The sequence below is a fragment of the Streptomyces sp. NBC_00631 genome, from assembly GCF_045206895.1.
Classification (GTDB): domain Bacteria; phylum Actinomycetota; class Actinomycetes; order Streptomycetales; family Streptomycetaceae; genus Streptomyces.
Genome location: NZ_CP107734.1, coordinates 466,321 through 486,377, shown reverse-complemented (window position 1 = coordinate 486,377; position 20,057 = coordinate 466,321). Strand labels below are relative to the sequence as shown.

Sequence of the window (20,057 nt, the reverse complement as noted above, 5' to 3'; positions counted from 1 at the left end):
GGATGCCGCCCCGGCACGGCCTGCTCTCCGACGAGGCGACCCGCGTCCTCCTGGTGGGCGCCGCCCACTACGCGTCGGAGGACTGGCCCGACCTGGAGCCGGTACGGCGCAGCACCGAAGCGCTGGCCGACCTGCTGCGGAGCCGCTGCGGCCTGGACGAGCGCCGGCTCCACGTCCTCCACGATCCCGCCGGCGCGCAGGAGTTGTCCGACGCGGTGTGGGCCGCCGCCGACGGCGCCGCCGCACTCCTGCTCATCTTCATCGGCCACGCCACGGCGACCATGGGCGGCACCTACCTCCGTGATCTGCAGCTCGGCACGAACAGTCTGGTCGCTCCGACGGCACGGCAGGCCTCGCGTGACGAGGCGCTGCCGTTCTCCGAAGCGTGCCGGGTCATCGAGAGCGTCGGCGTCAGACGGGTACTGACGATCCTGGACTGCTGCTATTCCCGCAGCGCGCGGCACCCGCTCCAGCAGTGGCCCGGTGAGGTGTCCGTCGGCCTGCTGGCGTCGGCGGACTCCGACGAGCTCGCTCTCGCCGAGAACGACGACCGGTACACCCGCTTCACGGGCGTCCTCATCGACATCCTGGAGAAGGGGATTCCCGGCCGCGGACCCAGCCTGACCGTCGCAGACGTGGCCGAAGCGCTCCAGGCCAGGCTGCATGAACCCCCGCGCGCCTACGAACTGCCCAACCGGGAACTGTGGCAGACGCCCTTCGCGGACAACGCCGCCTGGGACGCAGGACAGCACACCAGCCGGTTCGGGTCGGCGGACACATCCGCCGAGCCGAACCCGCCCTGGCCGGACCTCTTCCCCTACGCGAAGTCCCAGCGCCGGTACTTCTTCGGCCGCGACAGCGCCCTGGAGGAGTTGACCGCCGCCGTACGCGCGGCCGACGGCACGTGCCCGTTGCTCCTGACCGGCCCCTCGGGCATCGGCAAGACATCGCTGCTGCGCGCGGGCCTTCTGCCGAGTGCCGAGAGCGGCGACCTGCTCCCCGGCTCCGGCGCCTGGCCGGTGGTGGAGGTGAGGCCGGGGACGTCCCCCATGAAGGCGCTCCACAGCGCGCTGACGAGACAGACGGGCGGGCGCAACGACTGGCCCAAGGACGTGCCACGCACGGCCGACGAGGCCTTGGCGCTCATACGGAGCCTGACCGCGGATCCGCACGAGGAGGCCGGCACCGATGTTCCCGGCGGTGCCGCCTCCCCGCCCCGGCGGGTCCTTCTGATCGTCGACCCGCTGGAGGAGGTCCTGCAGCAGGGTGTCGCGGAGCCGGACCGCGATGCCTTCTTCCGGACCCTGCTGGCGGCGTCGCGACCGGACGGCACATACCCCGCCGCGGCCGTGGTGGTCGCCGGAGTCCGTGACGACTTCCGCAACGCGGTGCGGGAGGCGTTCGGGGCGGCACCGGCAGCGGAGGTGGCGCTGAAGCCGATGACCCCGAAGGACCTGCGCGAGGTCGTAGAGAAGTCCGCTCAGGCAGCGGGGGTCCGCGTCGACCCCGGGCTGACGAGCCTGGTCCTCAGGGACACCGGTGCCACCGCGGGCTCCCTCGCGGACCCGGGTGTCCTGCCCCTGCTCTCGCACGCGCTGGCCGCGAGCTGGATGCATACCGAGGGCGGCTGGCTGACCGCGCTGTCCTACGAAAAGGTCCGAGGCATCCGGGGCGCGATCTCGAAAACCGCCGACGACGCCTTCGGCGTGCTGAGCGAGACCGAACGGCGCGAGGCCCGGGCGATCCTGCTGTCCCTGGTCGCCGTCGACCGGGACCGTGAGACGTACATCAGACGCAGAGTGCCCAGCGAACTCCTGGTTCCCGACGACCCTTCCGGGGCCGACGCGAGGACCGCCCTGTCCGCACTGACCAGGGCCCGGCTCATCGTCGTGGACGGGGGCTTCTCCGAGATCAGCCACGAGTCGCTGTTCACCGCCTGGCCGGATCTGAAGCGATGGATCGAGGGCGCGCGCGGCCGCCTGCTGGAGCGGCAGGAGATCGACGAGGCCGCTCGGTACTGGGAGAACAACCACCGGTTGCCAGGGGAGTACCGGCTCACCGGCCGTTCGGCCGAGCGGCGCACGCGGTGGCCGGCCGACGGCGACGTCCGACTCGACCGGCGACAGCGAAACTTCCTGAAGGCCAGCCTCCAGGCCGCGCGCCGCCGCCGGCAGGTGCGCGTGGGAGCACTGAGCGTGATCTTCACCCTCCTGGTCACGAGCACCGTCTTCTTCGCCGTGGCCCGGCAGCAGTCGGAGCACCGGGCACAGGCCCAGAGGGCCGCACTGGCCCAGCAGTTGGTCACCGTCGCCGACTCCCTGCGTGCGGACGACCCCCGTACCGCGCTGCTGCTCGCGGTCTCCGGCGCGCGGGCCGGCGCGTCACGGCAGGCCGACACCGTCCTGCAGCGCATCTTCCAAGCGACCGCGTTCGACGGCGTCTTCACCGTACGGCCCGTCGCCGGCACCAAGGCCCCGGCCGTCGACAGCGTGAGCTACGGCGACGACGGTCACCAGCTGGCCGTCGGGACCGCCGCGGGCGGCACCGTGCTGATCGATCCCACTCGCAGGCCGATGCAGGAACTGGACTCGATCCCCTACGGGCACGGCGGAAAGGTCGAATCCGTCTCCTACGCACCGACCGCCGGACTGCTCGCCGAAGGCGGATCGGACGGCACCGTCCTGCTCGTCTCCACCACCGACCCGCGGCACCGTGTGGTGGCGACGCTCGACGCCGGCACCACGACGGTGAGTTCGGTGGCCTGGTCGCCCGACAGCCGGCTGGTTGCCGCCGCGACGCGGAACCGCGGCACACTCCTGTGGGACGTCTCCCGTCCGGCGCACCCCGTGCCGCTGGCCGCCCTGCCCTCGGCGGTCGGTGTCGACGCGGTGGCCTTCGCCCCCGCGGGAAACCTGGTGGCCACGGCCGGGGACGACGCCAGGGTGACGCTGTGGACACTGTCCCGCCCTGGCAGGCCGACACCCCGCCGTCTCTCCGCCGGCGTGACCAGTCCGCTGGACGCGCTCGCGTTCTCGCCGGACGGCACCATGGTCGCTTCGGGCGCCAAGGACGGAAGCGCCCAGCTGTGGACCGCGGGCGGTCGGGGACGCTGGCGGCGAGTGTCGCTCAACGGCCACACCGCTGCCGTCCTGGCCGTCGCCTTCTCACCCGACAGCGGGATGCTGGCCTCCGCGTCGGCCGACGGCAGCACGGCGCTGTGGCACCTGGACGGTGAGGGGGCGGCGAGTCAGTCGAGCACCCTGCTCGACGGGCCGAGCGCCGTGACGTCGGTAGCCTTCTCGCCGGACGGCCACACGCTGGCGACCGGCTCGAACGACGGGGACGTCGTCCGGTGGGACCTGTACCGCCACCAGAACGCCGTAGCACTACCTGTCCACGTCCGCTCTCCCCGCCCTGCCGAAGCCGTGACGGCCTCGGCGCCGGGCACCACGGTGGCCGTCACGCACGACGACGGCACCGTGGACCTGATCGGCCTGGGCCCCCCGACCGCGGCCGCGTCATGGCGCACGTTGAAGATCAGCCCGGGCGACCCGGTCACCGCCGCCGCCTTCGGGCCGGAGGACGCCGTGCTGGCCACCGGCGCCGCCTCCGGCCGGGTCACCGTGTCGGACCTGGATCCGCGGCATCCGCACGCGGTCTCTCACTGGCAGGCCGGGGCCGCCCCCGTCCGCGCTCTGGCCGCCACCCCACGTACCACCGGGGGCACCTCGCTGCTGGCCGTCGCGGACGCCACCTCGCTCACCGTGTGGAACATCGGCGACGCGGCTCATCCCGGTCTTCTGTCCGTTCTTCCTGCGGCGCGGTCGCCGATCTCGGCACTGGCCTTCTCCGCGGACGGACGGCAGTTGGCGGTCGGAGACGACAAGGGCGACACCACGGTGTGGAACCTCGCATCGCCCGAGCACCCCCTCTCGAAAGGCTCCTTCACCCTCCCAGGGCAGGCCGCCGTCCTGAGCACGGCGACCTCCGCGGACGGCAGACGTCTGGCGGTGGCCGCCAGCGACGGAAAGACCTATCTGCTCACCGTGGGCGCCGCCACACGCCCGCATCTGGAGGCGACCCTGCCGAACGCGACCACAGCGGTCGGGTTCGTCCCGGGCACCCACATGCTCATCTGCCTCACCAGGGACGGCGCCCCCGTCGTGTGGGACGTGTCCGTCCCGAAGGACGCCACGCCCCTGTTCACCGTCCACGGCGGTACCGGAGACACCAGATCGCTGACCGTCACCTCCGACGGCGGCACGCTCGTTTCCGTCGGCGCCCAGGGCGGCATCAGGGCCTGGCGCCTGTCGGACCTGATCCCCCACACCCGACTCGGCCTGCACGCCTGCCTCCTGACCGGCGGATCCCTCACCCGCGCCCAGTGGACCCGCTACGCCCCCGGCCTGCCCTACGACGCGGTCTGCTCGTGAACGCCACGGGCCCACCTACCCGGCGAGTCGGTCCTCCGTGACGCGGATGATCGTCTTTCCCGGGGTGCGCTTTTCGGGGGCGAAGGCGGAGGGTGCTTCGGCGAGCGGCCGCACAGCACCGACGAACGGCTTGAGCCGGCCGTCTCTCAGCCGCGTGGCGAGATCGGCGAGCCGGGCGCGGTCGGGTTCGACGACGAAGAAGACCGCCCGCCCGTCCTCCGGCTGGACCCTGGGCGGCCCGACGATGCTCACCAACGTGCCGCCGGCCCGGACCAGGGCGGCCGAGCGGTCGAGGATGTCGCCGCCGATCACGTCGAACACCACGTCGACGTCGCCGGCGTCCTCCAGCTCGTCGGTCTGCAGGTCGATGAAGGCGTCGACGCCGACGGCACGTGCCCGGTCCCGGCCGGAGGCCCGGCCGGTGCCGATGACGCGGGCGCCGGCTTCGCGGGCGAGCTGTACCGCGATCGAGCCGACGTCGCCCGCGGCACCATGGATCAGGACGGTCTGGCCTGTGGTGAGGCGGCCGTGGTCGAACAGGCCCTGCCAGGCGGTCAGCCCGGAGATCGGCAGCGCGGCGGCCATGGTGTGGTCGATGTCCGCCGGCAGCGGGGCGAGGTTGCGGGCCTCCACCGCGGTGTACTCGGCGAGCGTGCCGTTACGGGTCCAGTCGGCCAGGCCGAACACCCGCTGTCCGACGCTCAGGCCGGTGGTGCCGTACCCCAGCTCCACGACGACACCGGACAGCTCGTGCCCGGGCACGCTCGGCGTCCGGTCGCGGCCGGCACGATCGGTCCACGTGGCGGGCCAGTCCAGCTCACCGCGGGTGAACCCGGCGGCGTGCACCCGCACGATGACGTCGTTCTCGGCCGCATGAGGGTGGGGCATGTCCGTCAGGGACATCCCGGCCAGACCGGCGTCACGGTCTCGCACAGTGATGGCTTGCATGTACGTCCTTACTGCGGAGGGCGAACTGCGGAGGGGCGATCCGATCGCACAGCCCGCTCGCGCGCAGGGCTCACGGCTGCAGGTGTATGTATGCCGTGCCGCATGACCGATCTCACCTGCTCCGGCGCCTTCCTTCGTGGCCACGGCAGGCTGAACGCATGTCCGGCGACTGCCACAGCCCTGGTGGTGAGGACCAGCACGGTGCTGAGCGGAGCGATGCCCCGCAGGTTCGAACGGATCTCCCGGCTCGACGTGGTCAGGCTCCCCCAGTACAGAAGCACCGGCACCGAAGGCGATCAGGGCGAGCGGTACGACGCTCTCGGGGATGCCGGCGCGGTCGGTCAGCAGCGGGGTGAGGTGGCTGTACGTCGCCAGGACACCGCCCATGATCAGCATCGCGGCAGTCGGCGCCAGCGACAGCCGCCCCTGCCGCAGGGCGCGGACCTCGGCCCGGACGGAGACCTCGGCGCTGTCCGCGGGCGGGAAGAGAGCGGCCGATGAGGACGGTGGCGAGTCCGGAGAGGATGGCCAGGGCCCGGAACGGACAGGGCCAGCCGGTGAACTGGCCCCCGAACGAGCCGACGGGCACCCCGATGACGTTGGCGAGGGGCAGGCCGCCGATCATGACACCGATGGCGCGGGTCGCGTTCTGAGGGTCCTGCGGCGGAGGCGGCGACGACTCCACCGACGGACCAGAACGCCCCGTTGGCCAGAGCGGTGACGACGCGGGCGGCGAGGACGACCGTGAAAGACGTGCTCAGAGCAGCGACAACGTGACCGGCGCAGAAGCGGTGAGAGCCAGGATCAGCGTCTTGCGCTGGGGCAGGCGCGGGGTAGCCATGGCCATGGCCGACGAGCCGACGATCATACCGATGGCGAAGGCGGTGATCAGCAGACCGGCGTGGGAGATACCGACACCCGTCGGCGGCTGCCCGCAGGGCCGTGGGAGGGCGGCGGGGTCAGGAAGGTCGGGCGACGAAGCCACGGGGCCTGTACGCCCGCGTCGGCCGGCTCGGCCACGACGCCGTCGAATCAGCGGCCGTCCGCGGGCGGGCATCTGCTGCCCGGCCTGCAGCGATGTGGGGCCTGGACGGTCAGGGCTTGAGGAGGGTCTTGATCGCGCGGCGTTCGTCCATCGCCTGGTAGCCCTCGGCGACCTGGTCCAGGGGCAGCGTGAGGTCGAAGACCTTGCCCGGGTTGATCCGGCCGGACAGGACGCGGTCGATCAGGTCGGGCAGGTAGCGGCGGACGGGGGCGGGGCCACCGCGCAGGCCGACGTGGGAGAAGAACAGCTCCACGCCGTCGACCGCCACCTCGTGCGGGACGCCGACGAAGCCGACGTTGCCGCCGGGGCGGGCCGAGTGCAGGGCCTGCCGCATGGACTCGGCGGTGCCGACGCACTCCAGCACGCTGTCGGCGCCGATGCCGCCGGTCAGCTCCTTGATCCGGGCGACGCCGTCCTCACCGCGCTCGCTGACGATGTCGGTCGCACCGAACTCGGCGGCCAGCTTCTGCCGGGACTCGTGGCGGCTCATCGCGATGATCCGCTCGGCGCCGAGCTCCTTCGCTGCGATGACCCCGCACAGACCGACCGCCCCGTCACCGACCACGACGGCCGTCGAGCCCGGCTTGACCTCGGCGGCGAGGGCCGCGTACCAGCCGGTGCCCATCACGTCGGAGACGGCGAGCAGGCCGGGCACCGCCTCGGCGGCGGGGTGCTCGCCGGTGGCGACCAGGGTGCCGTGGGCGTTGGGGATGCGCACGTAGTCGGCCTGGCAGGTGCTCATGAACTCCCGGTGCAGACAGCTGGACTGCCAGCCGTTACGGCAGTTCGCACAGGTGTTGTCCGAGGTGGCGAAGGAGCCGACCACGAACTGGCCCGGCTTGACGTTGGTGACCTCTGCGCCGACCTCCTCGACGATGCCGACGTACTCGTGCCCCATCGGGTGCGGGTCGCCGATGGGTTCCAGGCCGCGGTAGGGCCACAGGTCCGAGCCGCACACACAGGTGGCGACCGTCCGGATGATTGCGTCGGTGGGCCGGCTGATCTCCGGGTCGTCCAGGGTCTCGAAGCGCACGTCGCCGGGGGCGTGGATGACTGCTCCGCGCATGGTGGTTCTTCCTTCACTGCGAGAGACTGCGTACCGCAGCCTGGGTCGAAGTGGCTGCTCACGGTCGAGCCTCACACGGGAGGGCGAGCGCCAACAGCGGAGGAATCCATCCGGGGAAAGGAACATCCTGGGTACAAATCCCTCCCCCGGGACGCCCTCACCGCCAATACCGACCGAGACCAGCACCTGACCGTGTGGACCGCGGCCCCCGGCTCGCCCACGCACGACCGGCTTCGGATCCTTGCCTCCTGGGCCGCAGATCACAGCCTGTCCCCATCACCGCCGTCAGCCTGACGTCATCTGCAGTGGAGACGAGGTGGCATCGCGGCGCTGTGCGACGGACTTGACCAACCGTCATGGCTGCGGCCGCCCCCTCCTGCGCTCAGCCCGACTGTCTGGCGGCGGCGCTCCATCACTGCGGTCCACCGCCCGGGACCTGTACGGTTCCACCACGCCTGGGGCCCGCCGACCTTCCGGTCGGCGGGCCCTGTTGTCAACGGTGTGGTGGGCTCTGTGCGGCTTCTGTGGTGTCAGTTGATGCGGACGATCTTCCAGAGCTGGTCGTCGACGTTGAGACTGCTCCACTGGATGACGGCTCCGCCGTCGGCGGTGGAGGACTGGGCGACGCCGGCGACGAGGCCGCTGTTCACGTTCTGGAGTTTGAAGTAGCCGTTGCCCGCGTCGGTCAGAGTCCACTTCTGGGAGGCGGCGCCGGACGAGGTGTTCTGGACGACGGCGGCGCCTGCGGTGGTGGAGGAGTTGCTGATGTCCAGGTTGAGGTTGCTGTTGACGTTCCTGATGTTCCAGGCGCCGCCCGCGGCGGACTGGAAAGTGAACAGCTGGCAGGAGCAGGCGGAGTTGTGCCACTGCTCGGTCGCGGTTCCGACGGCCGTCGAGGCGCCCGGGATGTCGAGGTACTTGCCGCTGTTCTTGTTGACGAACACGTACTGGCCGGTGGTCAGGGTCGGCAGGGCGGTCTGGGTGAGGTTCCAGCGCTGGCAGGCGCAGCCGGTGTCGCCCCACTGGTCGGCGATCGTGCCGGCGGTGGCGGAGGCGTTCGGGATCTCCAGGTGCTTGCCGGTGACGCGGTCGGTGAGGGTGTAGCCGCCGGCGGGGTGGGGGGCCACGGCCCACTCGTGGTCGAGGGTGCCGTTGTCGTCCCACTGCAGGACCTTGGCGCCGTCGGCGGTGGACTGGTTCTCGATGCCGAGGACCTTGCCGCTGGCGACGTTGAAGATCTTGAAGTAGCCGGAGGACTGCTGGACGAACCGCCACTGCTGGTCGGTGGCGTTGTCGGTGTTCTGCTGGGTGGCGTAGGTGCCGTTGGCGGTGGCGCCGCCCGCGATGGTGAGGTTCAGGCCGCTGCCCGCGTTGGAGACGGTGTAGGTGGCGCCGTCGGAGATACCGCCGCCGAGGTCGATGGTGCCGTAGGAGACGGGGTTGAGGCTGGATCCGTTGTAGCCGCCGCTGAGCACCAGCAGGCTGTGGCCGTCGGACAGGGGGAGCAGGCCGCGGCTGTACCCGCCCGGGACGGTGGACTGGATCCGGGTCCAGGCGTTCGCGGCGCCGTTCTGGGTGTTGAGGAACAGGTCGGTGCTGCTCTGGGCACTGACCACGAGGGTGCCGTTGGCGCCGCCGGTGGGCAGCCAGGTGACGAACGGGTTGCAGCAGGGCACGTTGCCGTCGGTGGTCCGCAGCGGAATGCCGGTGACACTGCCGAACGCCTCCGGGTCGGCGGAGATCTTGTAGTAGACGGCGAAGTTGCCTTCCGGGGCGCCGCCGTACTCGTAGGTCAGCACGTAGTTGCCGTTGGGCAGCTTCGCGACCGTCGCCATGCCGGGGCGGTTGCTGTAGGTGGGCATCGCCACGTCATCGACGACCGGACCCCAGTTGACGCCGTCCGTGCTGACCTGGTGCACCAGCTTCTGACCGTGGTTGGGGTCGCGTTGGTCGGAGTAGTAGACGATGAGGTGGCTGCCGTTGACGAGGAAGAAGGGCTCCCACACCGGGGTGAAGCCGTTGCTGGCGGTGGCCTGGCCGCCGGTGGCGATGTTGGTGACGAAGGTCCAGGTCAGACCGTGGTCCGTGCTGGCGTACATGTCGATCTTGGTTGCGGACCGGTCGCCGGGCACGGAGTCGCCCGCGATCAGGAGGGTTCCCGCGGGGAAGTTGCCGATCGCGGTGGGCAGTTCGAAGAGCTGGGGCTCCCAGCGCATGCCCCAGCCGTTCTGCGTGTCGGCGACATCCGAGATGTGGGTCCAGGAGTTGCCGTTGTCGGTGCTGCGGTAGACGGGAAAGACCGGGGTCCCGGAGGTGTACTGCTCGAAGGTGGCGAGGACGGTGCCGTTGGCCGAGCCGCTGTGCTGCAGTTGTATCGCCCGTGGGTAGAGCGAACCGGGGGCGGGCGCGTTCGACGGCGGGGTGTACATGGTCTGCGAGGGACGGGAGAGTGCATGCGCCCTTGCCGCGGCGGGGAGTACGACCGTGCCGATCGCTGCGATCAGGGTCAGCAGCAGGAGAAGAAGGGGGACGGGGCGTGAATGCGGAGCGGCGCCTGATCTGACGCCTGTCTGTACATGGGACATGTGCGGCTCTCGGGGGAGGGGAAGGGAAGGGCGTTTCGGTTCCCGCCGTCCCCGGGACCGGGTCCGGGAGGACGGCGGAGTTCGGTGAATGTCACGCCGGCGCGCGACCGGGCGGAAGGGCCGTTCGGCACGCGTGAACGATGCGCTCGCGGCACGACATGGCTAGGGCGGATCTGGATGCCCCGGCGGCGTACCCGGGGCACAGGTCAGGTGGTACGAGGTTGCGTCAGCCCCGCAGCGAGGGCGGAGGCGCGGTCGAGCCGCGCACCACGAGCTCGACCGGTGGGTCGCTCGCCGGCGCCGGTTCGGAGTCGGGCTGCTCGATGGCGTGGACGAGCAGACGGATGCCTTCTGCGGCCGCGGCCTCGAACGGCTGGCGCGCGGTGGTCAGGGGAGGAGAGACATACGCGAAGACGGGATTGCCGTCGAAACCCACGACGCTGATGTCCTCCGGTACCCGGCGTCCGGCCTCTCGCAGGGCGTGGATCAGACCGATGGCCATCTCGTCGCCCGCGGCGAACACCGCGGTCACGGTCCGGTCCGAGGCGAGCGCACGGCCCGCGGCGTAACCGGAGGCCGCCGACCAGTCGCCGTTCAGCAGCGGAGGTTCGTGTGCACCGCGGGCCGCCAGCGCCGCCCGCCATCCCTCGATGCGGTCCGTGGTGGCGTACCACCGCCGGGGGCCGGAGAGGTGATGGACGGTCGCGTGTCCCAGGTCCAGCAGGTGCTCGGTGGCGGCGCGCGCCAGTTCGTGGGCGCCCACGCTCACCGACAGCGTCCGGCTGGCGGTGAAGGCAGGCGCGGGGGGTGCTCCGATGAACAGGACCGGCACGTTGACGCGGACCGAGACCTCGCCCTTCACGAAGGGCTCGGAGACGATGACGCCGTCCACGCCCTGTTCGAGCAGTGACTCCAGGGCACCGGCGATGCTCTCGGGGCCGCCGTCGGGGGTGTTGACGACCCGGAGCGCGTAACCCGCGTCCCGCACTGCCTGCTCGATGTGTACGAGGAGGGAGGCGGTCCCGTAACCGGCGGTACCGAGGGCGACGACACCGATGGAGCGGGTGCGTCCGGAGGCCAGCGCCCTGGCGGCGTGATTCAGGCGGTAGCCCAGTGCTTCGGCGGCATCGAGAACGCGTCGGCGGGCCTCGTCGGACACGTACGGCTCGTTGTTGAGGACTCGTGAGACCGTCTTGCGCGAGACGCCGGCCAGTTGGGCCACATCCGCGCTGCGCGGCAGGGGCGAGTCCGTGCCGCGCTCCGCTTCTCGTGCCATGCAGTCTCCCAGGGGCCGTGCCTGTGTCGAACAAGGTCGGGCGATATGACCGCGCGGTCTGATCGCGCGGTCATATCTACGCACCCACAGGCCCGGCGTCAAGAGTTTTCGCAACGGCACATGTGCCTCGCATTGGTGTCCGGTGCCGCGATCGTCACCGCTCGACTGCTGAGCGGAGCGGGTCGCGAGGGCGGGGGAGGACGGCGTGTGTAGGGGATTCAAGCGCGCCACACATCCCTCCCTCCCTCCCTCCCTCACTCCCTCCCTCCCTCCCTCCCTCCCTCCCTCCCTCCCTCCCTCACTCCCTCCCTGCTCCTGGTGCGGTCAGTAAGCGGCGAAAATCTCGTACGTCCGCCGCCCCAGCAGCAGGGCGTCGGTCCCTTCGTACGCGGCGTCGGGCTGTGCCGGTGACTTCTGTTTCGGTCTCCGCCCGTCGGCCTGAGCCGATGCGGCCGAAGTCGATGCCCCGCGATTCGTCACGGTGTGGCCACGAGACGGCGCGCGGTCGACCGGGGCGCGGCCTACGGGGGGTAACTTGCCGCAGTGACCACACAATCGAACACTCCTGACCCGAAGGTCAGCCGCCAGGTGCGGCAGCAGGCCGGGATCGCCCCGAGCGGTCCCGGTGGCGGCACCCTCTTCACCGAACCGGTGCTGGTCGTGAACCAGAAGGCCAAACTCATAGAGCTGACCAACGAGTACAAGGTCATGGACCAGCACGGCAACCAGCTCGGGTCCGTGGTCGAGGTCGGGCAGAGCACGCTGCGCAAGGTCGTACGCTTCATCAGCGACTGGGACCAGTACTTCACTCACAGGCTGGAGATCCGGGACGCCCAGGGGCAGCCGGTGCTGCAACTGACTCGTCCCGCGAAGATATTCAAGTCGCGGGTGATCGTTGCCCGTCCAGACGGAGAACTGCTGGGCGAGTTGGTCCAGCAGAACGTCTTCGGAAAGATCAGCTTCGCCATCAACGCGGGTGGGATCCAGATCGGCGCCATCAAGGGAGAGAACTGGCGCGCCTGGAACTTCGCCGTCGTCGACCAGGCGGGCACCGAGGTTGCCCGCATCACCAAGACCTGGGAGGGCCTCGCCAAGACCATGTTCACCACGGCGGACAACTACGTTCTCCAGATCCACCACCAACTCCCCGAGCCGTTGCGGAGCCTGGTCGTCGCCACGGCGCTGACGGTGGACACGGCTCTGAAGCAGGACGCCCGCGGGCTGGGCTGACGACGAGCCGCGTGGGAGCGGCGCAAGGTGCACACGTCGGGGCAGCGGAGCCTGCCCCGACTGGATCGACACGGCATCACATTGCTCTGCCTCGTGGTCGTACCTGTCGAGCTCCGACGGACGGCCGCCCCAAGCCCTGTGGCCCTGAAGGGCGTTGACAGGGAGACGGGTCGCGCCTGACCAGATGCTCGCCCACCCCCGTCATCAGGCGATGCAGTCAGTTCTGGCCTCGCCTGTCGTCGATCACGTAATTCCCCAGGTCGTGGGTCGTTGCGTTGCGTGATGGGGAGCGAGTCCGCCGGCTCGTGGCCGGGCCATCGTGCCGCTGCTGCCTGGGACTGGCTTGAGAAACTGTCCGAGGTTGGGACCGGCTCTTCGGTGAGGGACGGGACATTCGAGATGCATCGCGACGATCAGTCAGCGAGTCTTCCGACCGCGCTGTCGCCGGAGCGCGTCGCTGAGATCAACGAGGTCATCGACCGGATCACATGCTGGTCGAGGGGCCGTGATGACATCGTCGGCCTGCTCTTGGTGGGATCTTGCGCCCGCAATGCCGCGCGACCGGACTCCGACATCGACATCGTCCTGCTCACCACGGACCAGTCCCGATATCTGCTTGAGGATGCCTGGGCCGTGGAACTGGGGCTGGGCGAAGTGATCCGCACCCAGCCGTGGGGACCGATCACTGAGCGACGCTGTTCCACGGCCTCCGGCCTGGAAGTCGAGCTGGGCATCGGCTCCCCGGCCTGGGCGAAGACAGACCCCGTTGATCCGGGGACGCATCGGGTCGTCACCGACGGCGCCCGGGTGTTGCACGACCCGGCAGGCATCCTCGGTGATCTTCTCGCCGCCTGTTAATTGCTCGGCTGGTTGCCGGTGGGGCCATTGGGCCGCTTGTCGGGTCGACAGCTGGGGCCGTTCACGATGACCTGGTGGCTGGCGTTGATCAGTCGATCCAGCAGCGACTCGGCGACAACCGGGTTGATGAGTTCGCGCATGCGTTTCTCCCAGGCGCGGTCCGCCAGGTACTTTCGGGTCGTCTTGCGGTCCACCCCGAGCGAGGCGGACACCTGGCTCTTGGCGCGGCCCGCGTACCAGCGCACGTAGATCTCGACGATCTCGACCACGGTGAACGTTCTCCTTGCCATCCGGTGTGCCCGTCGACCTCTCGCGACTGCGAGAGGTCCAGACCCTCAACTCGGCACCGGCATGCCCATGGGGAAAACGAACCGATTCGCAAGGAGCAGCTAACAGTGGCTCAAACCGCATGAAACAGGGAACATCGCATAGAGCTCGTAACAGGATCACGGGTGGGCCTTCTTGAGGCGCCGCCAGCAGATGAGGCCGCATGCCAGGGAGACGAAGGCGTCGTGGAGTTCGAGGCGTCGTTGCCATCGGATGGCGAGGCGTCTGAACTGGTGGAGGGGGCGAAGGCCTGCTCGACGACGTAGTGGAGTTTGTGAAGCTCCGCGTGCCTGTTACCGGTTGGCCACGAGGAAGTCTTCCAGGATCTCGACAAACCGCGCCGGCTGCTCCTCGGCCGGGTAATGGCCGCAGTCGTCGAGGACGACCTCCGTGACGTCGTCGGCCGCCAGCCGCATCGTCTGGGCGGCATTGGCGCCGCTCCACAGCGCGCCGCCGACGGCGAGCACCGGCAGTGTCAGCCGGGTCCTGCTGCGCTGCTCGTTCTGCGCGATCGTCTCGTCCAGCGCCCGGTAGTACGCGAAGCTCGCCCGCAGCGCGCGAGGATCCGCGGTGATCGCGTCGACGTAGACGTCCACGGCGTACGCGGGGATCGCGGTCCGCGTGGCGGCCTTGGTGGCGAACTGCCAGCCGAAGAAGAGCCGCTCCCGTCCCCGGACCAGTTCCTCGTTGAGGTCGGTGAGCCGGTTGAAGCCGAACTGCCAGAGCTTCAGGCTGACCGCGGCCGGGCCGAAGAACGGCGGGGACGGCGTGAGACCGGGGATCACTGCTTCGAGGATGGCGAGCCGGCCCACCCGCTCGGGGTGATCGGCGGCGAGGGCGTATCCGGTCCACGTACCGATGTCGTGGCCGACCACGTCGAACCGGTCGTGCCCAAGCGTGGCCATCAACGCGACCAGATCGGCGGCCAGCGTGCCGGCGTCGTACCCGTCGTCGGGCTTGTCGGAGAGCCCGGCCCCGCGCGAGTCGACGGCGACGACGGTGTGCTCACGGGCGAGCGCCGGCATCACCTCCCGCCAGGCGTACCAGGTCTGGGGCCACCCGCCGACCAGCAGCAGCGCCGGGCCGTCCCCACCGGTGACCGCGTGCAGCCGCAGCCCGTTCACCTCCACGAACCGGCTGGTGAAAACGTCCAGGAACCCGTCAGGCAGCCGCAGCGAACTCAAGCTTGTCATGCCGACGACCATACCCATCTTTGAACGATCGGTACAAGATGTGTAGGCTGACCGACCATGGCAGGCCGCAAGCAATTCGACGTGGACGAGGCGCTACGACGCGCGATGCACGTCTTCTGGCGCTGGGGTTATTCGGAGGCCTCGATCGATCGCCTGACCGAAGGCACGGGCCTGGGCCGGGGCTCGCTCTACGGCACCTTCGGCGACAAGAGTGCCCTCTTCCGGAAGAGCCTCCTACGGTACGCGCAGACCTACCACCCGCTGTACGAGCAGGCACTGTCCGGTCCTCACCCGAGCCCGAGCGCCGTTGTGGCCGCCTTCCTGCAGGTCGCCCTGAACCGTATCGCCGACCCGACGGTCCCCGATGGCTGCCTGCTCACGGTGTCGGCGACGCAGTTCCCCGCGCTTGACGCGGAGGGCCGGGCGATGGTCCGCGCCATGATGGACGGTTTGCGGGCGAGGCTGGAGGAGGCGTTGCTGGCGACGGGGGCCGGTGAGCAGGAAGCGGCAGAGCTGGCGTTGTGCACGCTGGCGACGAACAAATCCCTGGCGGTGCTGAGCCGCGCCGGCTTCTCGGGCGAGGACCTGGCAACCGTCGCGGCAGCCGCCGCCAAGAATGCCAAGGCTCTGCCGAACCGACCGGCCGAACCGTCGGGGCCGCGATAGGCGGGAACGACTCCGTCGCCAATGGATCTGCAGAGACCTTGGGGCAGCCGGCGGCTCGGCAGGACGTGACTCGGCCCAGCCCTCATGGGGGCTGAGCCTACCCGGGCGCCGAAATCGTCTCACCGGGGGAAGAGGCTGAACCTGAGCCGCCTCGGTCTTCGGTCTCTTGGAGCTCGTAACAGGATCATGGGTGGGCCTTGTTGTGGCGTCGCCAGCAGATGAGGCTGCATGCCAGGGAGACGAAGGCGTCGTGGAGGATCGGCATGATCCGGCGTGTGCGCGGTTCACGGCGGACTGTCCGGGAGTCGTACGCCCTGTCGCCCAGGTCGGACTCGGAGCGCCGGCGGGGACGGCCCGGAAGGACGGCCACCGGCGGGATGCCGTCGACTAGGGCGAGCACAACCACTGCCACAATCACGAGAGATCGCAGCGGGGCCGCCCGCGTCTCGCGGGACCTTGGTGCGGCGCTGGACCGTGGGGAACGTTGACTCGATGGGGTTCGTGGTCCGCATGTGAAGTCGGCCGGTCGTCACGGGACATCGAGGTCGAGCTCAACAACTCGCCCCACCCAGGGAAACACGATCGAGTAACTGATAGTCATCTTTTTCACCCCGCCTTCGGCTATCCTCCGAAGGATTCCCCAGGGCTGTGCAAGGCCCGCCGGAGCTGGCTTCGCCCCAGCGCCGGGCGACAACTCGCCGGGCGGAGTCCCGTGTTCTCCTCCCCGTACCCCGATCGTGCCCGACGACCTTCCCGGATTCTCGAAGGAGCATGAATTGCGTGTGAATGTGCGTGGTCGACGGCACTCGCAACTGACGGGGTTTCGCGCAGTAGCAACAATTGCGGTGTCCGCGGCCCTCGTCGTGCCCCTCGCTGCGACCCCGTCGAGTGCGAACACGGTCCACGAGAGTGCGGCGGTCCGCGAGAGCGCCGCCGCCCGCCCTCGGACGCTCTCGGCGGTCCGACAGGACGGCACTGCGGAGACACGCGCTCACCTGCGGGAGCTGGCGCGGAAGTTGGTGGAAGAAGGAGTGCCTGGGGTGATCGTGCGGGTGGACGACGGTCACGGCAGGCCCATCGAGATCTCCGAGCAGGCCGCCTGGACGAAGAAGGACCATCGGCTCAGGGCGGACGACGAGGTGCGAGAAGCGTCCAACACCAAGACGGTGATGGCCACCCTCGTCCTGCAACTGGTCGCTGAGCACAGACTCTCCCTCACCGACTCGGTCGACAAGTGGCTGCCCGGCCAGGTGCGCAACGGCAGAGCGATCACCCTGCGCATGCTGCTCAACCACACCAGTGGGTTGTTCGACTACACCGATGACCCCGCCCTCGCACCGGCCCTCACTGGCCGGGACTCCCACGTATGGACGTCGACGGAAATCCTGAGCCTGGTGAGCAGACACCCGGCACTGTTCGAGCCCGGCACCGAGTGGTCGTACAGCAACACCAACTACATCGCGATCGGCGCCGTCCTGGAGAAGGCCACCGGTAAGAACCTCGCGGCGCTGGTGCGGGACCGGATCGCCAGACCCCTGGGGCTCCGGCACACCTTCTACGCCACCGGCTCCGCCTGGCACGACCGGCACGCGCACGGCTACGAACCTGACGCCGCCCACATGCCACCGGACGTCCCCGACGAGTTCAGGACCTACGCCGGACCGCAGCACGACGACCACGTGGACGTCACCGGCGACTACGTCACGGCCGACGGAGCGGATGCCGCGATCGTGTCCACCGCCGGTGACTGGTCCCGTTTCTACGGCGCGCTGATGTCGGGCCGCCTGCTGCCCGCCGCCCAACTGGCCGAGATGCGCACCACCGTGCCGGAGAGCGGGCCGGGGGACCCGGACGAGCTCGGCTACGGGTTGGGCATCGAGACGGCGAAGACCTCCTGTGGCACGGTCTGGGACCACGTCGGCGTCGTCCCGGGCTACGCGACCTACAACGTCACCGACTCCACCGGCCATCGCACGGCCGCCTTCTTCTTTGCCACGTCCACTCTCACCAAGCAGGCGCACCAGACCGGCGCGGCCCTGATGGACGCGGTCAACTGCGCCATATTCGACTGACCTGCACGTTCGCCTGGTTGCCGGACACGTCGCGGGTGTTCAGCATGCCCCAGACCTGGTTGTCGCCGCTGTGGCTGTTGTGGCACTCGCCCTGCCGGACAGGGGTGCCACCGCCGTCGGCGCCGGTGCCGCTCACCTCGGCACACTGATCGGTGTACTGGTTGTACAGCACCCAGTGCCGGCAGACGTTGCCGCCTGCGCGCCGGACATTCATGCGAGCGGGACCAACGCGGCGATTCCCGCGAGGACGAGCAGGCGGGGGAGCTTGTGCGAAGCCATCTGATTCTCCTGGAGTGCGTCTGAACGCGGTGATCGTTCCCGTGCCTCCGAATCCTCCGTCGGCGTGCGTCCCTGGATCAGTGCCTGGCGACAGATGACGAAATCCCGGACCAAGGGGCCGCTGACCTGCGCCGTCGCCGTCCCGGGCGACGGTTCACCGGTACGGCGGCCCGGAAAGTGCCGCGTCGACGCATGACGCCTCGACGCACGGTCCTCCCCGATCTCCCTCGAACCCGAACCTTGCTCAGGCGACCGTGCGGATCAGTTTCTTGTTGGTGAACTCCTCGATGCCGAGTCGGCCGAGTTCCCGGCCGAAGCCGGAGCGCTTCACGCCCCCGAAGGGCAGTTCGGCACCCTCGGCGCCGACACCGTTGACGAAGACCATGCCGGCCTCGATGCGGTCGGCGACCCGGGCGGCCTGCTCGGGGTCGGTGGTGAAGACGTAGGAACCGAGGCCGTAGGGGGTGTCGTTGGCGATCCGTACGGCGTCGTCCTCGTCGGTGGCCGGGAAGACCATCGCGACCGGTCCGAACAGTTCCTGGCGGGCCGCCGTGTGCTCGGTGGTCAGGCCGGTGAGCACGCCCGCCGGGAAGAAGGCGCCCTGCCGCTTCGTGGAGCCGTGCAGGGTGGCGCCCTCCGCCACCGCTTCGGCGACCTGCCGCGCCAGGGTCTCCGCTGCGGCCGCCGAGGAGAGCGGTGCGCCGGTGGCGGAGTCGAGCAGCCGGGCCGTGAACTTCTCCACGAACGCGTCGTACAGGTCAGCCACGACCACGAACCGTTTGGCGGCGTTGCACGCCTGGCCGGTGTTGTCGAGGCGGGCGGCGACCGCGGCCTCGACGACCGCGTCCAGGTCGTCGGTGGACAGCAGCACGAACGGGTCCGAGCCGCCCAGTTCCAGGACGACCTTCTTCAGGTGCCGTCCGGCGATCTCGGCGACGGCGGCCCCGGCCCGCTCGGAGCCGGTGAGGGAGACGCCGTGCACCCGGGGGTCGGCGATCACGCCGGCGATCTGCTCGTTGGTGGCGTACACGTTGACGTACGCGCCCGCCGGGAAGCCCGCCTCGGCGAACAGCCGCTCCAGCAGCGCCGCCGTACCGGGACACTGCGGGGCGTGCTTGAGGACGATGGTGTTGCCGACGGCCAGGTTGGGGGCCGCGAACCTGGCGACCTGGTAGGCCGGGAAGTTCCACGGCATGATGCCGAGCAGCACGCCCACCGGACCGCGCCGTACGACCGCGGTGCCGGGGCCGGAGGTGACGTCGAGGGGTTCGTCGGCGAGGAACTCCTCGGCGTGGTCGGCGTAGTAGTGGTAGATGTCGACGCAGAACCCGATCTCGCCCTCGGCCTCGGCGAGCGGCTTGCCCATCTCCCGTACGATGCTCGCGGCGAGTTCGGCGCCGTGCTCGGCGTGCAGGTCGCCCAGGCGGCGCAGCAGCGCGGCGCGTTCGGCCACGGAGCCGGACCGGCCCCAGCCGCCGGCGGCGTGTGCGGCGTCGACGGCCGCGGCGATCTCGGCGTCGGTGGCGGTCGGGTAGGTCTCGACGACCTCGCCGGTGGTCGGGTCGGTGACGGCGTACATGGTGCCTCCAGGCGGCATGGGGATCAAGGGGAAACCGGTCAGGTTCGGGGAAGGCCGGCCAGGTTTTGAGGGCGGTTCGCACCCTGGTGTCGGACCCGAGGTCGTGGGGCGCCCGGGCGCCCTCGCTGCGCGGGTGCGTCCGGCCGACCGGTTCGTCCGGGGGAGGCCGGCCGCAGGGATGCGACGGCATCAGGAGGCCGTCACTTCTTCAGCGCGGGGCGAGCTCGGTTAAGCGCCGAGCTGCTGCCGGCCGCCTCGAAACCGCAGCCGCACCATTGCTGCCACGGTGGCGACGAGACCGGTACGGCCCGGTCGCACCGGGCCGTCGGCCGGACTCGACCGGCCGCTCGGCGGGGCGGCCGGCGCCACCACGGCGACGGCGAGGAACGCGAAGCAGGACCTGTGCTGCGAGGGTGTCGAACAGCAGGTACAGCCGGCTCGCGCCGCGGCAGGCGGCCGTGGTCGGCCGGCGCGACCGCCGAGGCGAGGCAGATCCGGCC

Annotated in this window: 14 protein-coding genes and 1 pseudogene; 6 read left to right on the top strand and 9 right to left on the bottom strand. The window is 70.2% G+C overall.

Translation table 11 applies throughout. The features are described from left to right. The first annotated feature begins 2 nt into the window (after positions 1-2). On the top strand, positions 3-4,433 hold the full coding sequence (locus OHB00_RS02545; protein ID WP_406430742.1) for a hypothetical protein: 4,431 nt from the start codon (positions 3-5) through the stop codon (positions 4,431-4,433). 15 nt (positions 4,434-4,448) lie between these two features. On the opposite strand, the gene OHB00_RS02540 is transcribed toward OHB00_RS02545, so the two are convergent. From OHB00_RS02540 to OHB00_RS02530, 3 genes are all read right to left on the bottom strand, one after another. Continuing rightward, on the bottom strand, positions 4,449-5,381 hold the full coding sequence (locus tag OHB00_RS02540; RefSeq protein WP_406430740.1) for an NADP-dependent oxidoreductase: 933 nt from the start codon (positions 5,379-5,381) through the stop codon (positions 4,449-4,451). Positions 5,382-6,138: 757 nt separating this feature from the next. Next, positions 6,139-6,366 carry a hypothetical protein gene (locus OHB00_RS02535; protein ID WP_406430738.1) on the bottom strand — a complete coding sequence of 76 codons (228 nt, stop codon included), beginning with the start codon at positions 6,364-6,366 and terminating at the stop codon, positions 6,139-6,141. Between the two features lie 109 nt (positions 6,367-6,475). Then, positions 6,476-7,492: a zinc-dependent alcohol dehydrogenase family protein gene (locus tag OHB00_RS02530; protein ID WP_406430736.1), complete on the bottom strand. Its 1,017-nt coding sequence runs from the start codon at positions 7,490-7,492 to the stop codon at positions 6,476-6,478. A 123-nt stretch (positions 7,493-7,615) separates the two neighbouring features. On the opposite strand from OHB00_RS02530, the pseudogene OHB00_RS02525 reads away from it, so the two are divergent. Beyond that, a pseudogene (locus OHB00_RS02525) lies at positions 7,616-7,786 on the top strand (transcriptional regulator); the annotation flags it as partial. Positions 7,787-8,022: 236 nt separating this feature from the next. On the opposite strand, the gene OHB00_RS02520 reads toward OHB00_RS02525, so the two are convergent. After that, a complete protein-coding gene (locus tag OHB00_RS02520; protein ID WP_406430734.1) occupies positions 8,023-10,077 on the bottom strand; it encodes an RICIN domain-containing protein in 2,055 nt (684 codons plus the stop codon). Positions 10,078-10,303: 226 nt separating this feature from the next. Then, positions 10,304-11,353: a LacI family DNA-binding transcriptional regulator gene (locus OHB00_RS02515; protein WP_406430733.1), complete on the bottom strand. Its 1,050-nt coding sequence runs from the start codon at positions 11,351-11,353 to the stop codon at positions 10,304-10,306. A gap of 543 nt (positions 11,354-11,896) precedes the next feature. Here OHB00_RS02515 and OHB00_RS02510 point away from each other — a divergent pair. Next, on the top strand, positions 11,897-12,583 hold the full coding sequence (locus OHB00_RS02510) for an LURP-one-related/scramblase family protein (protein WP_406430731.1): 687 nt from the start codon (positions 11,897-11,899) through the stop codon (positions 12,581-12,583). Between the two features lie 399 nt (positions 12,584-12,982). Then, positions 12,983-13,441, top strand: coding sequence for a nucleotidyltransferase domain-containing protein (locus OHB00_RS02505; protein ID WP_406430729.1), 459 nt, complete (start codon positions 12,983-12,985; stop codon positions 13,439-13,441). On the opposite strand, the gene OHB00_RS02500 is transcribed toward OHB00_RS02505, so the two are convergent. Together OHB00_RS02500 and OHB00_RS02495 are read right to left on the bottom strand one after the other, a co-directional pair. Beyond that, on the bottom strand, positions 13,438-13,710 hold the full coding sequence (locus OHB00_RS02500) for a hypothetical protein (protein WP_406430727.1): 273 nt from the start codon (positions 13,708-13,710) through the stop codon (positions 13,438-13,440). The genes OHB00_RS02505 and OHB00_RS02500 overlap by 4 nt on opposite strands. 351 nt (positions 13,711-14,061) lie before the next feature. Then, on the bottom strand, positions 14,062-14,961 hold the full coding sequence (locus OHB00_RS02495; protein ID WP_406430725.1) for an alpha/beta fold hydrolase: 900 nt from the start codon (positions 14,959-14,961) through the stop codon (positions 14,062-14,064). 57 nt (positions 14,962-15,018) lie between these two features. Between OHB00_RS02495 and OHB00_RS02490 the strand changes: the two genes are divergently transcribed. After that, positions 15,019-15,627 (top strand): TetR/AcrR family transcriptional regulator, encoded by a 609-nt coding sequence (locus OHB00_RS02490; RefSeq protein ID WP_406430723.1) that lies wholly within the window; start codon positions 15,019-15,021, stop codon positions 15,625-15,627. A 1,040-nt stretch (positions 15,628-16,667) separates the two neighbouring features. After that, entirely contained in the window at positions 16,668-17,699 is a 1,032-nt protein-coding gene (locus OHB00_RS02485) for a serine hydrolase domain-containing protein (protein WP_406430721.1), read from the top strand. Here the strand turns inward: OHB00_RS02485 and OHB00_RS02480 are convergent. Further along, a complete protein-coding gene (locus OHB00_RS02480) occupies positions 17,677-17,913 on the bottom strand; it encodes a hypothetical protein (protein ID WP_406430719.1) in 237 nt (78 codons plus the stop codon). The two genes, OHB00_RS02485 and OHB00_RS02480, sit on opposite strands and share 23 nt — an antisense overlap. 309 nt (positions 17,914-18,222) lie before the next feature. Then, complete coding sequence (locus OHB00_RS02475) at positions 18,223-19,557, bottom strand: NAD-dependent succinate-semialdehyde dehydrogenase (protein WP_406430717.1); 1,335 nt, start codon at positions 19,555-19,557, stop codon at positions 18,223-18,225. Positions 19,558-20,057 lie beyond the last annotated feature (500 nt).